The sequence below is a fragment of the Pseudoalteromonas rhizosphaerae genome, from assembly GCF_028885455.1.
GTDB classification, from domain to species: Bacteria; Pseudomonadota; Gammaproteobacteria; order Enterobacterales; family Alteromonadaceae; genus Pseudoalteromonas; species Pseudoalteromonas rhizosphaerae.
Map to the genome: position 1 here is coordinate 532146 of NZ_CP118496.1, position 16939 is coordinate 549084.

At 41.6% G+C, this 16939-nt stretch carries 20 protein-coding genes; 8 read left to right on the plus strand and 12 right to left on the minus strand.

The window, feature by feature from the left end:
* The first annotated feature begins 151 nt into the window (after positions 1-151).
* The 3 genes from PVK79_RS02415 (at position 152) to PVK79_RS02425 (ending at position 4601) form a co-directional block, all read left to right on the plus strand.
* A complete protein-coding gene (locus PVK79_RS02415; protein ID WP_182759931.1) occupies positions 152-2443 on the plus strand; it encodes a penicillin acylase family protein in 2292 nt (763 codons plus the stop codon).
* A 308-nt stretch (positions 2444-2751) separates the two neighbouring features.
* Positions 2752-4284, plus strand: a complete 1533-nt coding sequence (locus PVK79_RS02420) for a bifunctional GNAT family N-acetyltransferase/carbon-nitrogen hydrolase family protein (protein ID WP_145239976.1) — start codon at positions 2752-2754, stop codon at positions 4282-4284.
* The gene (locus PVK79_RS02425; protein WP_149982191.1) at positions 4284-4601 is read left to right on the plus strand and encodes a DMT family transporter; all 318 of its coding nucleotides are present in this window, start codon (positions 4284-4286) and stop codon (positions 4599-4601) included. Before PVK79_RS02420 ends, PVK79_RS02425 begins: the two co-directional genes overlap by 1 nt.
* Positions 4602-4657: 56 nt before the next feature.
* Here the strand turns inward: PVK79_RS02425 and PVK79_RS02430 are convergent, their stop codons facing one another.
* Positions 4658-5539, minus strand: coding sequence for a DMT family transporter (locus PVK79_RS02430; protein WP_145239974.1), 882 nt, complete (start codon positions 5537-5539; stop codon positions 4658-4660).
* A 273-nt stretch (positions 5540-5812) separates the two neighbouring features.
* On the opposite strand from PVK79_RS02430, the gene PVK79_RS02435 reads away from it, so the two are divergent.
* The gene (locus PVK79_RS02435; RefSeq protein WP_257325233.1) at positions 5813-6196 is read left to right on the plus strand and encodes an MAPEG family protein; all 384 of its coding nucleotides are present in this window, start codon (positions 5813-5815) and stop codon (positions 6194-6196) included.
* A 235-nt stretch (positions 6197-6431) separates the two neighbouring features.
* Here PVK79_RS02435 and PVK79_RS02440 read toward each other — a convergent pair whose 3' ends face one another.
* The 3 genes from PVK79_RS02440 to PVK79_RS02450 all read right to left on the minus strand — a co-directional run bounded on the left by PVK79_RS02440 (position 6432) and on the right by PVK79_RS02450 (position 8801).
* Positions 6432-7643, minus strand: a complete 1212-nt coding sequence (locus PVK79_RS02440) for a M56 family metallopeptidase (protein ID WP_257325234.1) — start codon at positions 7641-7643, stop codon at positions 6432-6434.
* 9 nt (positions 7644-7652) lie between these two features.
* Positions 7653-8027, minus strand: coding sequence for a BlaI/MecI/CopY family transcriptional regulator (locus PVK79_RS02445; RefSeq protein WP_145239968.1), 375 nt, complete (start codon positions 8025-8027; stop codon positions 7653-7655).
* Positions 8028-8108: 81 nt separating this feature from the next.
* Positions 8109-8801, minus strand: a complete 693-nt coding sequence (locus PVK79_RS02450; protein WP_145239966.1) for a pseudouridine synthase — start codon at positions 8799-8801, stop codon at positions 8109-8111.
* A gap of 85 nt (positions 8802-8886) precedes the next feature.
* Between PVK79_RS02450 and PVK79_RS02455 the strand changes: the two genes are divergently transcribed.
* Positions 8887-9192 (plus strand): DUF6482 family protein, encoded by a 306-nt coding sequence (locus PVK79_RS02455; RefSeq protein ID WP_145239964.1) that lies wholly within the window; start codon positions 8887-8889, stop codon positions 9190-9192.
* A 46-nt stretch (positions 9193-9238) separates the two neighbouring features.
* A complete protein-coding gene (locus PVK79_RS02460) occupies positions 9239-9649 on the plus strand; it encodes a GNAT family N-acetyltransferase (RefSeq protein WP_145239962.1) in 411 nt (136 codons plus the stop codon).
* Here PVK79_RS02460 and PVK79_RS02465 read toward each other — a convergent pair.
* The 8 genes from PVK79_RS02465 to lptM form a co-directional block, all read right to left on the minus strand.
* Positions 9642-9998, minus strand: a complete 357-nt coding sequence (locus tag PVK79_RS02465; protein ID WP_145239960.1) for a HopJ type III effector protein — start codon at positions 9996-9998, stop codon at positions 9642-9644. The genes PVK79_RS02460 and PVK79_RS02465 overlap by 8 nt on opposite strands.
* Positions 9999-10006: 8 nt before the next feature.
* Positions 10007-11119, minus strand: a complete 1113-nt coding sequence (locus PVK79_RS02470) for a retroviral-like aspartic protease family protein (RefSeq protein ID WP_145239958.1) — start codon at positions 11117-11119, stop codon at positions 10007-10009.
* A 17-nt stretch (positions 11120-11136) separates the two neighbouring features.
* Positions 11137-11850, minus strand: coding sequence for an HAD-IA family hydrolase (locus tag PVK79_RS02475; RefSeq protein ID WP_149982187.1), 714 nt, complete (start codon positions 11848-11850; stop codon positions 11137-11139).
* Positions 11851-11862: 12 nt separating this feature from the next.
* Positions 11863-12828, minus strand: coding sequence for a tyrosine recombinase XerC (locus tag PVK79_RS02480; RefSeq protein ID WP_145239954.1), 966 nt, complete (start codon positions 12826-12828; stop codon positions 11863-11865).
* Complete coding sequence (locus PVK79_RS02485) at positions 12825-13457, minus strand: DUF484 family protein (RefSeq protein ID WP_182779224.1); 633 nt, start codon at positions 13455-13457, stop codon at positions 12825-12827. The genes PVK79_RS02480 and PVK79_RS02485 overlap by 4 nt, the downstream gene beginning before the upstream one ends.
* Entirely contained in the window at positions 13454-14284 is an 831-nt protein-coding gene (gene dapF / locus PVK79_RS02490; protein WP_257325235.1) for a diaminopimelate epimerase, read from the minus strand. The genes PVK79_RS02485 and dapF overlap by 4 nt, the downstream gene beginning before the upstream one ends.
* Before the next feature lie 62 nt (positions 14285-14346).
* Positions 14347-15600, minus strand: a complete 1254-nt coding sequence (gene lysA, locus PVK79_RS02495) for a diaminopimelate decarboxylase (RefSeq protein ID WP_149982184.1) — start codon at positions 15598-15600, stop codon at positions 14347-14349.
* Complete coding sequence (lptM, locus tag PVK79_RS02500) at positions 15600-15794, minus strand: LPS translocon maturation chaperone LptM (RefSeq protein WP_149982183.1); 195 nt, start codon at positions 15792-15794, stop codon at positions 15600-15602. The genes lysA and lptM overlap by 1 nt, the downstream gene beginning before the upstream one ends.
* 148 nt (positions 15795-15942) lie before the next feature.
* Between lptM and cyaY the strand changes: the two genes are divergently transcribed.
* Together cyaY and PVK79_RS02510 are read left to right on the plus strand one after the other, a co-directional pair.
* Complete coding sequence (gene cyaY, locus PVK79_RS02505; RefSeq protein ID WP_145239944.1) at positions 15943-16266, plus strand: iron donor protein CyaY; 324 nt, start codon at positions 15943-15945, stop codon at positions 16264-16266.
* Entirely contained in the window at positions 16263-16919 is a 657-nt protein-coding gene (locus tag PVK79_RS02510) for an alpha/beta hydrolase (protein WP_257325236.1), read from the plus strand. The genes cyaY and PVK79_RS02510 overlap by 4 nt, the downstream gene beginning before the upstream one ends.
* The last annotated feature ends 20 nt before the right edge of the window (positions 16920-16939 follow it).

Here is a 16939-nt window from a genome sequence, read left to right on the forward strand (position 1 = left end):
CCGCACGTTATGTGGGGAAAGTATTAAGAATAACTTCATATAAGCTGGTTGTTGCTACAGTGATTTATTTTATCTAAAAACGAACTAAGCGCATTATTTTTCATAAAACTATGGTTATGATAGAGCTAATTAAGAGTGAAAGGACTGGTTCATGTTTAAAATTATCAAGTGGTTGGTGTTAGCAATCGTAATTTTAGGATTGGCTGCAACAGCAGTTATTTATGGTGTACTGTCAATTAGCTTACCGGCGCTTGATGGTAATGGGCGTAGTAACCACGTCAGCCAAGCGGTAAAAATCTCCCGAGACCAACTGGGTCAAGCAGTTATTTCAGCTGAGAACCGCCTTGATGCTGCGTATGGTTTAGGTTTCGCACATGGTCAAGACCGATTTTTTCAAATGGATTTGTTGCGCCGTAATGCTGCAGGTGAGTTGAGTGAACTGTTTGGTAAAGCAGCATTAGGTTTGGATAAAAAAATGCGCTTCCACCAGTTACGAAAACGCAGCGCTGCGATTGTTGAGCAATTGCCTCAAGCAGATCAAGCATTATTAACAAGTTATGCCGCTGGCGTTAACGAAGGCTTAGCACAGGTAGGTTTTAGCAGTTTTGAATATTTACTAACAGGCGCTGAGCAAAAGCCTTGGCGCAGTGAAGACAGTTTGTTAGTGATTTACAGTATGTACTTAGATTTACAAACGGCGACCTTTGAACGTGACCAAGCGTTAATTCAAATTGCCGATATTTATGGCCCAGAAATGGTCAGTTTTTTAACTCAACCCAGTCAATATCAAGCGGCTTTAGATGGCAGCACACTCGCACCTTATAATTTAACTATTCCTGAATTTCCTAAGCAAACCTTACAAGCTTTACTCAGGATTGATGTAAATCAAGAACGTGGTAGTAATAACTGGGCGGTGACTGGGCAGTTAACTACCACAGGTGCTGGGATGCTGTCGGATGATATGCACTTGTCGATGGCGGTGCCGGTTATTTGGTATCGTGCGCAACTTAACTATGCAATGTCAGGAAAAGTGAGCCAAGTGACAGGGGTTTCCTTGCCTGGCGCACCAGCAATTGTGGTGGGAACTAATAACAATATTGCGTGGGGATTTACTAATGGTTACCTCGATACTGCCGATTGGGTAGCATTAACTGATAACAGTAAAACATGGCAAGAAGTTGAGCAAATAGCACTACCCGATGGGTCAATTGAAGAATATAAGCTGACATTGAGTGAGTATGGTCCAGTGCGAGAAATAAATGGCAAGCCTTATGCGCTTAGCTGGGTTGGCCATCAACCTTATGCAGTCGATATGGATTTATTGAAATTAGAACAAGCAACCACTGTCGATGACGCGCTGCTGATTGCCAGTGAAGTGGGTATTCCAGTACAAAACTTAATGGTGGTAGATAGCCAAGGCAATGCGGGTTGGAAAAATATGGGAGCCATTCCAGGGCGTATTAAGCCCAGTGAACTAGCTGTTCAGGAAAATGACTACTCAACACTTTGGCAGCATAATGAACAGCAAAGGCCGGAAGTTAAAAATCCTGTTGATGGCCGTTTATGGACTGGGAACTCTCGCGTTGTATCGGCTTTGGATGACCAGCGTTTTGGTAATGGTGGTTATGCCTTGGGAGCACGATCTAGTCAAATTCGTGATAGATTGTATGAAAAGCAACATTTTAATGAAGCTAATTTTAACCAGTTGCAGCATGATAATCAGGCGCGCTTTTTACAACCGTGGCATAGCTTATTGCTGCAACAGCTTAATAGAAATAGTTCGGCTAATCAGCAGTACATAAAAGAGTTAGAGAACTGGCAAGGTTGCGCCTGTGCAACGTCAATAGGCTACACGCTGGTTAGGCGTTATCGTGATGAAGTTATCAATAGTGTATTTACGGCTATGCAAGCAAATTTACAGGCTCAGGGCGGTTCATTAAAGTATGTTAAACGTGATTTAGAGCCGGCAATATGGCAGCTTATTGAACAGCAACCAGATAGCTGGTTAAATCCACAATTTGCTGATTGGGATGCACAATTAACTGATTCATTTAGTCAAGTTGTCAGTAATTTAAGTAAAGAGTTTGGCAGTAACTTAAAAGGTTGGCAGTGGGGGACAGTTAATGAATTGGTTATTGAGCATCCATTCGCACAGCAAATACCACAACTAAGTAAATTATTAAATATGCCGACAGCGCCAGGATTTGGCGACAGTTATATGCCAGCAGTGCAGGGGCGTAGTTTTGGTGCGTCACAGCGATTTATTGCTCAACCTGGGCATTTAGAAAACGCCATAATGGCCATTCCCGGTGGCCAGTCAGGTCATCCACTATCGCCATTTTATCGCGCAGGATTTGATGACTACGTAGCTGCAAAACCAACGCCGCTATTACCGCAAACACTAATGCATGAGATCACAATATTACCTGCAAATGAGCTTTAAATGAGTAAAGCCACCTTGTTTTGAGGTAGTGGCCGCTTGATTTCGGCCATTACTTTTACTCTTATAAAGTGCAATTAACCTAAGCTTTAGGTCGAAAACCGCTAAACCAGCGTTAATGTTAGCTGAGCAAAGAGGTGTAAAACTAAAAATTTATACCTACTTATACTTACTTCAACACTGTTGTTGGTGCTATCTTAAAAATAAACCAGCGCTAGGTATGCTGCACTAAGCAAGCGTTCAGAGCTGATCACGTATTATGCGCGTATTGAACTATCAAATTTAATGTCCTACGCCTAAAGGAGTTGTGTATGTCGGCAGAAAAAACCCATCTTGAGATTTGTAATTTAACTAAAGAGCAGTATCCACAAGTAAAAACTTTGATGGATCAGGCTTATCCAGATTTAGGTGGTGCATGGCCAAGCCATACTATATTTAGACTGATTGACCAGTTCCCTGAAGGGCAGTTGGGCATGGTGGATGATGGCGTGCTGGTAGGGATTGCGTTGAGTGTGCAAGTTGATTACACGCGCTTTTCTAATCCGCACACCTATGAAGATATTGTTGACGGCCATGACCGGGTATTTAGTGACCCCGATGGTGATGCGCTGTATGGCTTAGATGTGGTTATTTCGCCTACTCATCGTGGTATGCGTTTAGGGCGCAGGCTTTATGATGCGCGTAAAGAATTATGTCGTCAGTATAATCTGCGGGCTATTTTGGCGGGCGGACGTATTCCGCGTTATTACAATCATAGCAGTGACATGAGTCCAACAGAATATATTGCCAAAGTCGATCATAAAGAGCTGTATGATCCAATTTTAAGTTTTCAATTGTCGAATGATTTCCAGGTTAAACGCTTACTTAAAAAGTATTTACCGGAAGATCAAAATTCGGTGGGTTATGCCACGCTACTTGAGTGGAATAACATTATGTTTGAACCGACCGACACGGTACTTGAATCAACGAAGTCGATAGTGCGAGTAGGCGCAGTGCAATGGCAAATGCGCAGTGTTGAGTCGGTTGAAGAAATGCTCACGCAGGTCGAATATTTTGTAGACACAGTGTCTGATTACAAAAGTGATTTTATTCTTTTTCCGGAGTTTTTTAATGCGCCACTAATGGGGCTTACAGAGCAAAGAAATCAGACCGAGGCTATTCGTTATTTAGCCGAATACACGGAGACTTTTCGTGATGCGATGTCGCGTATGGCGATTGAGTATAATGCGAATATTATCACCGGCTCAATGCCGCTTGCTGAAGGCGATAAAATCTATAATGTCAGTTATTTATGCCATCGCAGTGGTAAAATTGACGAACAACGTAAAATTCATATCACGCCTCATGAACAAAATGACTGGGTGATTCAAGGTGGTGACAAAATTGCGGTATTTGATACTGATGCTGGACGCGTGGGTATTCAAATTTGTTACGATGTTGAATTTCCTGAATTGTCACGTATTTTAGCAAAACAAGGTCTCGATATTCTGTTTGTGCCATTTTGGACCGACACCAAAAATAGTTATTTACGAGTACGCCACTGCGCGCAGGCGCGGGCCATTGAAAACGAATGCTACGTGGTTATTGCCGGATCGGTAGGTAACTTACCAGAAGTTGAAAGTCTTGATGTGCAGTATTCACAATCAGCGGTATTAACACCGTCTGATTTTTCGTTCCCTCATGATGCTACGCTTAATGAAGCAACCCCCAATACTGAAATGCTGTTATTTAGTGATTTAGATATGGATAAATTAAAAGTTCTGCACAGTGAAGGCACGGTGCGTAACTTAAAAGATCGTCGTGAAGATCTGTACGATGTAATATTGAAAAAGAGAGAAAATTAATGGCGTGGATTTATTTAATTATTGCAGGCTTGCTGGAAATTGGCTGGCCTGTAGGATTAAAAATGTCGCAAGAGGGTGAACATCGCTGGTTAGGTATTGGCATTGCAGTGGCGTTTATGGTCGCCAGTGGTTTTATGTTATGGCTGGCACAGCGTGATATTTCGATGGGGACTTCCTACGCTGTGTGGACAGGTATTGGCGCGGCAGGAACATTTTTAGTAGGGATACTATTTTATAATGATGCAGCAACATTCGGCCGTATTGCCGGTGTATTAATGATTATTAGCGGCGTTATCACATTGAAAATCAGCCATTAATTCAGTGAATTAAAAAATCGAAAGGCGGCCACGTTGCAGTGAGCCGCCTTTGTTGTTTATATCGAAGGTAACATGACTAATACTGCGGCTATAGCAATTAACACCAGCCCTGCGGTATCTTGACGTTTTAAAGGCTGCTTGAGCCATAAAACTGAGATCAAGATTGTAAAAAATACTTCTACTTGCCCTAAGGTTTTGACATAGGCAACATGCTGTAAACTCATCGCACTAAACCAACCAATCGAGCCTATGCAGCTAAAAAAACTCACCGCACTGGTGGTTTTTTTATGGTTCCACATAGCGCGAAATGTTGAGCGTTCCCTTACTGTAATATAACCACATAGCATGATAGTTTGCAGGCTGATAATAAGCAGTAAAACCCATGCTGCGGAATAAGGAAACGACAGACCTGAGTTTAGGCTTGCTTCGCGTATCCATGATGAGGAAAGTGCAAATGCTGTCCCACAGGCCAAGCCTAGTAAGGCTGTTTTTAAGCTAAAGTGCTTAATGTTAGCAATTCCACTTAATAGTAATACTGCAATTGAGCCAATAAACACGCCAAGCCAGCCTAATAAAGATAGCGTCGCGCCAAAAAATAATACTCCTAGTATAGCCGCAACGAGAGCTTCACTTTTTGCAAGACCAGCACCAACAGCAAAGTTATTCATTTTAAATAACGTCACCATTAATCCTGTTGCAATAATTTGCACTATGCTCGCGCCGACAATGTAGCTAATAAAAGCTAGGTTGAAGGTGGGCAAGGGAGCATCTTGATAGAGATATAATGAAATGAGGTATGCCAAAGCAAGTGGGCTTGCAAGTATAAATCGCGCTAAGGTGACGCCTGCAACACTCACATGCGCACTTAGTTTACTTTGTAAAGCGTTGCGCCACGACTGCATAAAAGCGGCTAAAATAGTTAAAAAGATCCAAGTCATAATGAAAAAACAGCAATTCACAGAGGCGGATAAGTTACCAGTGCCAGGGCTCTAAAGCGAACTAAGATTCCATAAAATGAAAATATCTTTGCTGCGACAATATGCCACAGCTGCAAATCCAACTTTTTGGGCTATAGTTATCGCGATGTTATTGTTAGTCGCAATGCCTTGTATTTATTTCATATAAGTCATTGCGGCTTTTTTATTACTCAAGTCAATTACGCGATCAGTTTAGCTGTGCTAAGTTAATGAAAACTATGATTAGGAGTAACGATGACGATATTACTTATTTGCGCACTACTTGCTGTACTGATGCCTTACTTTGCCAAGGCCCCCGTGGCATTTGCAATGAACAAGCTCGATGGCTACGATAATAAGCACCCAAGAGAGCAACAGTCTAAGCTCACCGGATTTGGCGCAAGGGCGCTGGCGGCACATCAAAATTGTTTTGAATCATTGGCCGTGTTTGCTGTAGCGTTAGCCACCGTGCTGGGCACCAATAATGTCCACCAAGTTACTGAGCTATTAGCCATTACTCATATTATTGCCCGCGTTCTATATTGTGCTTTTTACTTTCTAAATTTAGACGTACTGCGTTCTTTATCATGGCTGGTTGGTTTAGCTGCTGCAGTCGCTATGATTGTTGTGTGCTTGTAATACCAATAGTGTTAAGTTACTGACCATTTATAGCGACAGATAAATACAGTGATAACAAGGCGTAAATTTTGACATGTAGTTGTTCTACTTGAAAAAATTATAACGCAGTTAGCGCTTTATTTAGCTCGCTAGAATGGTTAAATATTTAAGTCGATTGGTATAAGCTTTGTTTTTTAAAACGCTAAAGCAAGCGGCTTCAATAAGGCGCTTGCTTTAGGGTCTTGGTTGTTAAAATTTACTTAGCCGCAACAGTCACCTTTTCAATCAGTTCTTCTGATTTGTAATTACTGTCAATTGCAAAGTCTAACTGTACCAATACATCTTTAAAGCCTGAATTTGAAGGCTTATATTGCCATTGCATTAGCGCTTTTTTTGCCTCTTTATCGAATACTCTTTCAGGTTTGGCATTCACAACCGACACATTTTGTGTCTTTCCGGCTGGGCTAATATCGTATTTTAATACTACTGAACCGCTGATACCTTGTTCAGCTGCCTGTATCGGGTAAATAGGCTCAATACGCATGATGGGTGAAATAGCTTGCACCTTACTTATTGCTTCAGGTTGTTTTGCGATAGCAAAGCTGCTGATCATACCCGCTGCAAAAATAAGTAAAGCGCCTTTGGCAATCATTGAGCTATTGCCGGTGTGTTTGATTTGATTGAGTCGTTGTAACATCGTGTTTTTATCTCCATAGTGTGAGTAAGCTATTAACCCTGCACGGCTATTTGCTGCACAGTTGATCAGAGCTTTACTGTATAAAATGCGTTGTTGAGTAGTTTTATTGGTCAGTACTTTTTCGTCGCACGACAGCTCTTGCAAGCGTCTAAAGCTCATGTAGCCAAGCCAAGCCAGTGGATTAAACCAAATCAGCAATGTGGCCATTAATGCCAGCGCATTAAATAAATTATCGGCGCGTTTTATATGTACTTTTTCATGTTCAATGATCAGCGTTAACGCAGTGCTATCAATGTGTTGTGTATAGGCGGTTGGTAGGACTAGCTGATTACTGAATAGCCCTATAACCATTGGTGTACTAACGGCGCTACTTTGTAATAGTTGCATGTCGGGATGTGCGTCAATCAGCACTTTATCATCAAGATTGGTTAATCGTAATTGGTTGATAAACCGCAGGTGTACCACGATGGCAGTTAACGCCAGTATGCTAAATATAGCGCTATAAATTAGTACCCAACTAATACTAATCGTTGTTGAAAAACCTTGCTTGGGGCTGATCAGCATAGTGCTAATGACGTTGTTTGGCAGCGGCTTAAAATGCTCTGGCATATTTGCTAGCAGTAATGTGATTGGTAACATTAGCCATAACTTATAGACAAAGTTAGCATTGAGCCATTTTAGTGAATAGCGTTCTAAAACCAGCAAACTGAGTATCAGTAAGCTGATTAATAGTTGCTGCTCAAGAAGCCAGTTAAAGGTGTTTTCTAACATATTAAGCCCTTACTTTTGCTGTTTTTCCCAGTCATCAATCACCTTTTTAAGTTCGTTGATGTCTTGTTGAGAAAGTTGCTCAGATTTAGCAAAACCGCTGACTAACGGCGCGATACGGCCACTAAAAAAACGCTCAATAAAATTTTGACTTTCTTTTAGCGTGTATTCAGCGCGTTCCATGCAAGGAGTGTAAATATACTGGCGGCCATCTTTTTCAAAGCTGAGTGCGCCTTTTTTTACTAACCGACCGAGTAAGGTTTTAATGGTTTTTTCGTGCCATTGTTTATCATCGCTTAAACGCTCGATAATTTGGCTTGCTGTAGCAGGGTAGTTCAGCCAAAGTGCATCGAGCACTTCAAATTCTGCTTTTGATAATTCAATCATATATATATTGCCTACAGGTGTAATCTTTAACTTAAGATTACACCTGTAATCAAACTTTGCAACTATTTTATATAAAAATAATTAGTTTTTTAAAATGTCAGATTTATTTATTTTACGATAGGTATTTTCTGGCAGGCTTAGGGTGGCCAAATTAAGCTCGGCAATTTGTTCTCGGTAAAGATCAATCACTTTATAGCCACAGTAATGGGCCATTTTTCGGATTTGGCGATTCAGCCCTTGCTTTAAAATAATACTAAATTGGCAGTCGGCTACTTTCTCCACGGTGCATGGCAGTGTGATATGTTTATCAACAGGCACACCATTTGCCATTTTTTGGCTAAAGCCATCATTAAGCGGTTTATCAACAGTGACTAAATAACGTTTTGGCTGGTGGAAGTCAGGATGGATCAGCTGATTACAAAATTCACCATCATTAGTCAGTATTAACAGACCACGAGAATCTTTATCTAGCCTGCCAATGGGGTATACGCGGGTGTCTGTTGGTAGATGGTGAATTAAGCTGCTAGGGTCATGTTGATTGAGTTTACAATCAATTCCTACCGGTTTGTGATAGGCATAATAAACGCGCGTTGCTTTACCTTGTACGCGCGTGTTATTGACGCGTATATCGTCGTTATCATCAACGTGATCAATATGATTGGCTGGGCGGTTATTTACGCTCACCACACCTTCATCAATCAGCCGCGAGGCTTGTTTACGAGAACAAACGCCAGCATGGGCAAGGTATTTAGCTAGACGAGTTTTCTCGCTCATAAATTAAGTCGCTTCGGTTTAAATTGATCAAAGTATATCAAAGCAACGTACAGATAACTTAATCCACTGTAAAAAGGGTTTCACCATGGCGATAAAATTATCAGAACTTAAAAACCATCAGCCTTTGCAAAAAGTTATTGTTCACTCATTGGAAATGGCTTTATACCAAGTGTCGGTGATGATCAACAATGTTGAGTATTATGTAACGGATGAGCAGGGGGAGTTTATTCGTGGCTTAAGCCCATTGCATATTCAAAAACGACTCGACCACCTTAGTTATGCGCAAATGGTATTGCGTCATACCAGCGCATACGATGAAATGTGTGGCCAGAGTGAAAAAGTGGGCAGTAATATGCTTGAGGTGCCTTACGGTAAAAATCATTTATATTAACTTGTTAGTCATTTAAACTGACCTTTTAACTTGGTAAAAAGCGACCATGTATCAGTTTGAAAATGATGATTCACAGGTATTAGAACAGTTATTGCGTGAGCAAATAGTTGCTTATAATCAAGCTCACTTTGATGCACAAAGACTGCCATTGGGGTGTAAATTTGTTGATGAAAATCAGCAAGTGGTGGCGGCTGTAGCTGCTCAATTATTTGGTAACTGGTTACAAATAAATTGGCTTTGGTGTGATGAAAAAGCACGCGGTCAAGGCCTAGCTAGTAAGTTACTTAGCGCGATCGAATTAAAGGGTAAGCAGTTAGGTGCGCTGCAAGTTCAGCTTGATACTTTAGATTTTCAAGCTAAACCATTTTATGAACATCGTGGTTATGAAGTTAAATATCAACTCGATAATTATCCTCGCTCTGGCACCCGCTACTTTATGGAAAAATCACTTAGTTAGCTGTTAATGGTTCGCCATCAAAAGTAATGCCCAAGAAGGGGGTTACTTCTGGTGCTAACATAAATGTGCGAATGTTCATGTGATCGTGCTCATTAGGATTGCCAAGTACATCATCACGATAAAACGCGCCAAAGCAATCTAGAGTATTTTGTTTACTTAGTTGGTTTAGTTTAGCAAAAGCAAAAATTTTACATGAGCCATTATTTTCACCAACGGCACTTTTTAAGCCGTGGTTATTGAATGCGCAGGCTGTAAAAGTATAGTTTGCTTCAATCACTGCCATCGTATCGGCAAATGCAATGGTGTGTGGCTCATTAGCCAGACGGCTTAAAAAATCGTTGAGTGTCATAGTCATCCTTATTTAGCTAACTCTAGCTGATTAGTTTGTTGATTAATATTAAATTTAAACAACTGTAAAAAATTCATGCCGAGTAATCCATACCCACTATGGTTATCAATTACTAACACTTCAAAGTTTTCAATATATTGCTGGCCAATTAAAATTGAATCAAGTTGGTAACGTTTTGCGATTACTTGGCCGTTGGCGGTATTGATGCTTAAGCTATCAATATAGTCGGGTATTGGCCGTAATGCTTGAAATACGTTATTTGGTAATACGGTAAAGCTTGCCCCGGTATCTATCATTAGTTGGGTGTTGAGCGCATCGTTGATTTGCATATCTAATAAATAGTGTGCGCCGTATGGACGTAATGGCACCAGATCAATACCGCTTTGCGCTTGTGCTATGCGTGTTTGTAATTCAGCAACTTTCGCTTGTAATGGATGCTCCAAAGGAAAGCGATCTAATGTTGCTTGCGCGCTTAGCAGGTCACCGAGATGGTAATACGCATTAGCGAGTGCGAATAAGTAATTAGGATTTTCGTTATCATAATCAAGCCACACTAAGGTTTGATTAATGGTTTTTTGCCACGCGTGCTGCTCTGTAAGCGTTTTTATTTGTGCCATGGTCAATTGTATTAAACGCATATTAATGGCTGCTTGCTGGCTTTCATTGGCAAGTGATTGCAATGATAATAACGCAACAATAGCTTGGTGTAGCTGCTGGTTTTTCACTAAACGTTCGGCATCAAGCTGTAACATATTTATATCGTATGGATAGCTATTTAAAAATAATTGCAAAAAAGTCTCAGCAACTGTGAGCTCATTATTTTTTAACCAGTTATCGAGTTTATCTAACCATAAAAAGTAAAGTTGTTCAGCTTGTAATGGCTGGCTTGTAGTTAATGCTTGGTAGCTGGCTAAGGCAGCCGTAAACTGTCGCTGATTAAATTGCTGTAGAGCTTGCTGATAGAGTGATTGCTGATTGTTTTCAACGATAACTGATGGCGACAATTTAACGGCTGCTTGTGGGGCTGTTGCTTGCTGTTGTGGCCACAATAAATAGCCATTAAGTGCCACTGATAGCAGTAGCAGCAGCGTGATAAATTTAGTAACAGCAGTCCCTTTCATTGCTCGCTCCTAGAATATTATGGCTGGCTTAAAAAGTGTTTAAGCGCTTGAATATCAGTTATTTCAATATCGGCTAAGCCTTTGTAGGCATATTTAGCTGGTTGGTCATTTAACCAAAGTGACTGACAACCCGCATTATGCGCACCTTGTACATCGGTGTCTAAACTATCACCAATGTGCAAAATGTGCTGGGTTGGGACGCCAAGCGCGGCGGCGGCCTGTTCAAACATCGTGGTATGAGGTTTAGCTTTACCGTGAATACCTGCTTGTAAAACCAGTTCAAATACACCATTTAAGTTAAAACGTTCAATTTCTACATTACCATTGGTAATAGCAATTAAGCGATAGCGTTTACTCAGTTGTGAAAGTAAATCGAGCACTTTATCATCCACTACAATTTGGCTGCGGGCATCAGCAAATGCTTGATAAGCATTATTAGCATGGTGTTCGAGCTCTGCGTTTTGATAACCGAGCTTTGCCAGTGCTGTACGCAGAGTGCTTTTGCGCCACTGCGTAACATTGTCGACTAACTCGGGGTTATCAAGTAGCGCCTGCTCACGGCACTGTTGCCAATAGTCTTTACCTTGTGCTTGCCAGTTTGGCAATGCATTTAGATAATTTATCTGTGCTTGAACGGCTGCTGTAATTATCGGATGGTTATTGTATAAGGTGTCGTCTAAGTCAAAACTCAATACGGTAAAAGGTGAAATGGCACGATTAAAGCGGATCATATAAGCTCCTTGCTAGTCGGTATTTGAACGTTTTTTAGCGCGAGGGTGCGTGTTGTCATACACTTTAGCTAAATGCTGAAAATCTAAATGGGTATACACTTGGGTGGCCGATAAACTGCTGTGACCCAATAACTCTTGTACTGCTCGCAAGTCACCCGATGATTCTAAAATATGTGATGCAAATGAATGGCGTAATTTATGTGGGTGTACTTGGCTGCTAATACCTTGTTTTATTCCCCACTCTTGCATGCGAAGTCGAACGTGACGTGCTGAAATACGGCACTTTTTGCTACTGACAAATACTGCAATTTCTTCTGGATGAGCAAATTGAGGGCGTAGTTTAAGCCATTTATTTAATGATTCTAGCGCTTTGCCTCCCACTGGTAACAGGCGTTCTTTGTTGCCCTTACCGCGGACTAATATTTCCCCCGCACTGCGATTTATATCTTGTATATTGGCACCAACTAACTCACTAATTCGTAAGCCAGACGAATACATCAGCTCCATCATCGCCTGATCGCGAACTGCAAGAGGATCATCATCGTGAATATCAAGTAACCGTGCCATTTGGTCTACATCAAGGTTTTTAGGCAGGGGTTTGGCAAACTTGGGGCCTTTGATTGCTTCTGCCGGATTATGATAATGGTTTTGTTGACTGTTATCTTTGGTCTTTAAAAACTTATACAAACTGCGAATGCAGCTGAGCTTTAAACTAATCGTACGGCCACTTAGTTGCTTGCTTCTAAGCTGCATGCTGTAACGGCGTATATGCTCACCCTGTACGCTTGACCAATCATTACACAGTTTGCTGAAATACAATGCAGCGAAGTTAAGTTGGCTGGTGTACTGGCTGATAGTGTGTGGTGAGTATTGTCTTTCGAAGCGCAGATAATCACTAAATAATAGGATTGGCGTGCGCCACTTATCGCTTAGTTTGTCACATAATTGATCAACATTTGGCGGCTGCTGCTCGCTCATGCCTGCTCTAGTTCCAATTCCAACAGTCTAAGTTGCAGTGAGCGAACAAACTCAAGTACAAATAAACTATCTTTTGCCGGTTCGAAGTGGTTTGCATCATCACTGCCAAAGGCCAAAATAGCGATAGGGTGCTGACTGTTACCAATTAAATAGAGCGCAGTTGATTGTGTAGCAGGGCTGAACAGTAAATCTCGCTCTTGCTGATTTACGCGACCCAGATAAACGCCATTATGCTCTAAGCGGTGTTCAATTAGTTGCGCAAACTTTTTATCATACTTAAGCAAGTGGCATTCATTAATCGCCGGATTAGTACAAATAATATTGCGTAAGTTTATTGCTAAAGTTTTAAAGTCGTAGTTAGTCCAAAGCTGGCGATGACACTCGCTGAACAAGCTATAAATTAGCTCATTTTCTTTTGCGTGCTTAATTAAGCTGTCAATTTTGCTTTTCAACATTGTGTTGTGTTCACGCAATTGACGCTGTTGAATGTGCACTAATGAGGTTGCGCCTTGCGCTTGCTGCAGCTCAAGTTGGGCTAATAGTGCTGGATTTTGAGCTAAAAACAATGGGTTTTGTTGTAAAAACTCACTCACTTGCTCACTAGTTACTTTGTCGTTTGAGTTACTCATAAAGCGACCTGCCCATCAAATACATGCTCTGCAGGGCCGGTCATTCGCACTGGATGGCCTTCACCTTGCCAGCGAATTTGCAAACTACCGCCCGGTAAATCGACCTGTACTGTAGTGGATAATTTACTTTGAATTTGGCCAATTACCATTGCTGCACATGCGCCTGTACCGCAGGCGAGCGTTTCGTTAACGCCACGTTCCCAAACTCGCAATTTAATATGCTCAGAATTAATCACTTGCATAAAGCCCACGTTAACGCGCTGTGGAAAACGTTCATGATTTTCAAGTAGCGGGCCTAAAGTGCTGACGTCAGCTGTCTCTATATCATCAACTTCAAGTACACAATGTGGGTTACCCATTGATACTGCACCACTAAATACGGTGTGTTCATCTGCTCGAATAATATAAGTCAGTTCACGCTTAGTCGCTTTGAGTGGAATTTTGCTCGGTTCGAAATTAGGGTGACCCATGTTGACGGTGACTTGGCCATCTTTTTCGATGTATAAGGTTAAATTACCTGATTTGGTAGATACGGTGACTTTATGTTTATTTGTAAGGCCTTTCATCCGTACAAAACGGGCAAAACACCGAGCACCATTGCCGCATTGTTCTACTTCGTTACCGTCAGCATTAAAAATACGATAATGGAAATCAAGATCCGGAGAATAAGGCGCTTCAACCATTAATAGTTGGTCAAAGCCGATGCCGAAATGGCGATCTGCCAGTTTTTTTATTTGGTCTCGTGACAAGAAAACGTTTTGTGTAATGTTATCAATTACAACAAAATCGTTGCCTAGGCCGTGCATTTTGGAAAAATTAACTAACATAGCGCTCTAATTCGGGTTGCTCTGCGCTAATCATGCCACAGAGCAGCCTCGTTACAAAAAGTTTATGGTAAAATTTTCTCGCCTTGCCATAGACTTTCCAGAGTTTCACGCGCGCGGATCAAATGACTCTGCTCGCCATCGACCATGATCTCTGCCACACGTGGCCGTGAGTTATAATTTGAGCTCATGGTAAAGCCGTAGGCACCAGCGCTGCGCTGGGCAAGTAAATCACCTTGTTGTAAGGCTAACAGGCGATCTTTACCTAAAAAGTCACCGGTTTCACACACCGGACCGACAATATCAAAGTTGTATGTGGGTGTGTCGTCATTACGAGGCGTTACCGGCACAATTTTTTGCCATGCTTGATATAAAGCAGGGCGCAACATATCGTTCATACCGGCATCAACGATTGCAAAAAACTTATCTTGGTTTTGTTTTATAAACTCAACTTTTGTAACCAAAATACCCGCATTGGCAGCAATCGCACGGCCCGGTTCAAAAATAAGCTCTAAGTGTTGATAATCAGTTAAACGATCGGTGATATGTGCCACATATTCACTTGGATGCGGTGGCGCTTCGCCATTGTATGGTACGCCTAAACCGCCGCCAATATCTAAATGGCTGAGTTCAATACCGTTGGCTTTTAAATCGTCAATTAGAGCCAGTACTTTGTCTAGTGCTTCGAGAAATGGTTTGATTTCAGTCAGCTGTGAGCCAATGTGACAATCAACCCCGGTGATTTTTAAGCCAGGCAATGACGCAGCATACTGATAAACACTTGTTGCAGTAAGAATATCTATACCGAATTTATTTTCTTTTAAACCCGTTGAAATATACGGATGGGTTTTCGCATCGATATCAGGGTTTACACGAATTGAAATTGGCGCGACTAAATTAAGTTCGCTGGCAACGTGTGAAATACGATCTAGCTCTGAGACAGACTCAACATTAAAACATTTAATCCCGAGCTTGAGTGCGTAGGCAATTTCGTCTGCTGTTTTGGCAACCCCTGAAAAAACCACTTTACTAGCGTCGCCTCCGGCCGCAATGACGCGGGCAAGCTCACCTTTAGAAACAATATCAAAACCTGAGCCCAAGCGTGCCAGCACATTTAAAACAGCAATGTTTGAATTGGCTTTTACAGCATAGCAAACTAAGTTTTTATGATTGGTCGCGGCCTGTGCAAAGGCAAGGTAATGACGCTCAAAGGTTTTGCGAGAATATATATAACAAGGCGTACCGTATTGTGCGGCAAGCTCCTTGACAGCGATGTCTTCAGCATGCAGCTGATTATTTTTATAGTCAAAAAAGTCCATTATTGGTCCTGTTTCGATTCAGTTGTTGATGACTGTGTTTGCGTAACTGGAGTTGTTACTTGTTGTGGTTTATTTGGCTCGGCTTTATCTTCTGGCAAATACAGTGGCCCGCTTTGTCCGCAGCCAGCTAAAGTGATGAGTAGTACACCAAGTGGGGAAAGTCGTTTTAATTGTTTAAGATGCATCTCTTTCATTAGATTAATCGTGTTGCTGGCTTTATAATCGCAGATTAACAGAATATCTAAAAAATGCAGCTATTCGCGGATGAATTTATTCCTGTTACACTAGCTGCATGCAATTCGTACCGAATATCTGGCTAAATGCCCGTAAAAGGAAACAATAATGACTGATCATGAATACCACCAATTAGCCGAAGCTCTTATGTTTACCATTGAAGAACAAGTGGATGACTGTGAAGCTGACTTAGACTATGAATCTGCACAAGGTATTTTGGAGATTATTTTTGCTGACCGCAGTAAAATTGTGATTAATAAGCAAGCTCCTTTGCATCAAGTATGGGTGGCGACTAAGTTTAATGGTCACCATTTTGAATTGCGTGGCGATAAGTGGATTGATAATCGCTCGGGCGCAGAATTTTGGCAGTTTATGAATGAAGCAACAACGCGTCAAGCTGGCCAAACGGTAGAATGGCAATCAGCACTATGAGTTTAGAGTTTGTAGAATACGCGGCAAAAGGCCAGCATCAAGCAACGATTATTTGGTTACATGGTTTAGGCGATTCAGGCGATGGATTTTTACCTGTCGCATCGCAACTTGCATTGCCTGATGAATTAGGTGTGCGGTTTGTGTTCCCGCATGCTCCGGTACAACCGGTCACCATAAATGGTGGTATGGCAATGCGTTCTTGGTATGATATTAAATCTATGGATCTAGACAAGCGCGCTGATGAAACTGGGGTACGCGAATCAGCGGCGAAGGTTGAGCAGTTGATTGAGCAAGAGCTTGGTAAAGGTATTCCTGCAGATAAAATAATATTGGCTGGTTTTTCTCAAGGTGGCGTTATTGCGCTACATTTAGCACCGCGTTTAACTCAGAAACTGGCAGGTGTAATGGCGCTTTCGACTTATATGTGCGTGCCAGATAAGTTAACGGCTGAAGCTAAACATACAGATTTGTCGATATTTATGGCTCATGGTAGCCAAGATCAAGTAGTACCTTATGATGCAGGTCGTCATGCGTTTGACATACTTACAACGCATAACATGGATGTAAGTTGGCAAGATTACCCAATGGGCCATCAGCTCTGCGGGGAAGAACTAATGGCTATTCGCCACTGGTTGATCGCGCGCTTAAGTTAAATAGTGTTGAGTAGCCGAGG

Coding starts and splice junctions, on each gene's coding strand:
- PVK79_RS02415 (WP_182759931.1), top strand. CDS start 152: ATGTTTAAAATTATCAAGTGGTTGGTGTTAGCAATCGTAATTTTAGGA.
- PVK79_RS02420 (WP_145239976.1), top strand. CDS start 2,752: ATGTCGGCAGAAAAAACCCATCTTGAGATTTGTAATTTAACTAAAGAG.
- PVK79_RS02425 (WP_149982191.1), top strand. CDS start 4,284: ATGGCGTGGATTTATTTAATTATTGCAGGCTTGCTGGAAATTGGCTGG.
- PVK79_RS02430 (WP_145239974.1), bottom strand. CDS start 5,539: ATGACTTGGATCTTTTTAACTATTTTAGCCGCTTTTATGCAGTCGTGG.
- PVK79_RS02435 (WP_257325233.1), top strand. CDS start 5,813: ATGACGATATTACTTATTTGCGCACTACTTGCTGTACTGATGCCTTAC.
- PVK79_RS02440 (WP_257325234.1), bottom strand. CDS start 7,643: ATGTTAGAAAACACCTTTAACTGGCTTCTTGAGCAGCAACTATTAATC.
- PVK79_RS02445 (WP_145239968.1), bottom strand. CDS start 8,027: ATGATTGAATTATCAAAAGCAGAATTTGAAGTGCTCGATGCACTTTGG.
- PVK79_RS02450 (WP_145239966.1), bottom strand. CDS start 8,801: ATGAGCGAGAAAACTCGTCTAGCTAAATACCTTGCCCATGCTGGCGTT.
- PVK79_RS02455 (WP_145239964.1), top strand. CDS start 8,887: ATGGCGATAAAATTATCAGAACTTAAAAACCATCAGCCTTTGCAAAAA.
- PVK79_RS02460 (WP_145239962.1), top strand. CDS start 9,239: ATGTATCAGTTTGAAAATGATGATTCACAGGTATTAGAACAGTTATTG.
- PVK79_RS02465 (WP_145239960.1), bottom strand. CDS start 9,998: ATGACACTCAACGATTTTTTAAGCCGTCTGGCTAATGAGCCACACACC.
- PVK79_RS02470 (WP_145239958.1), bottom strand. CDS start 11,119: ATGAAAGGGACTGCTGTTACTAAATTTATCACGCTGCTGCTACTGCTA.
- PVK79_RS02475 (WP_149982187.1), bottom strand. CDS start 11,850: ATGATCCGCTTTAATCGTGCCATTTCACCTTTTACCGTATTGAGTTTT.
- PVK79_RS02480 (WP_145239954.1), bottom strand. CDS start 12,828: ATGAGCGAGCAGCAGCCGCCAAATGTTGATCAATTATGTGACAAACTA.
- PVK79_RS02485 (WP_182779224.1), bottom strand. CDS start 13,457: ATGAGTAACTCAAACGACAAAGTAACTAGTGAGCAAGTGAGTGAGTTT.
- dapF (WP_257325235.1), bottom strand. CDS start 14,284: ATGTTAGTTAATTTTTCCAAAATGCACGGCCTAGGCAACGATTTTGTT.
- lysA (WP_149982184.1), bottom strand. CDS start 15,600: ATGGACTTTTTTGACTATAAAAATAATCAGCTGCATGCTGAAGACATC.
- lptM (WP_149982183.1), bottom strand. CDS start 15,794: ATGAAAGAGATGCATCTTAAACAATTAAAACGACTTTCCCCACTTGGT.
- cyaY (WP_145239944.1), top strand. CDS start 15,943: ATGACTGATCATGAATACCACCAATTAGCCGAAGCTCTTATGTTTACC.
- PVK79_RS02510 (WP_257325236.1), top strand. CDS start 16,263: ATGAGTTTAGAGTTTGTAGAATACGCGGCAAAAGGCCAGCATCAAGCA.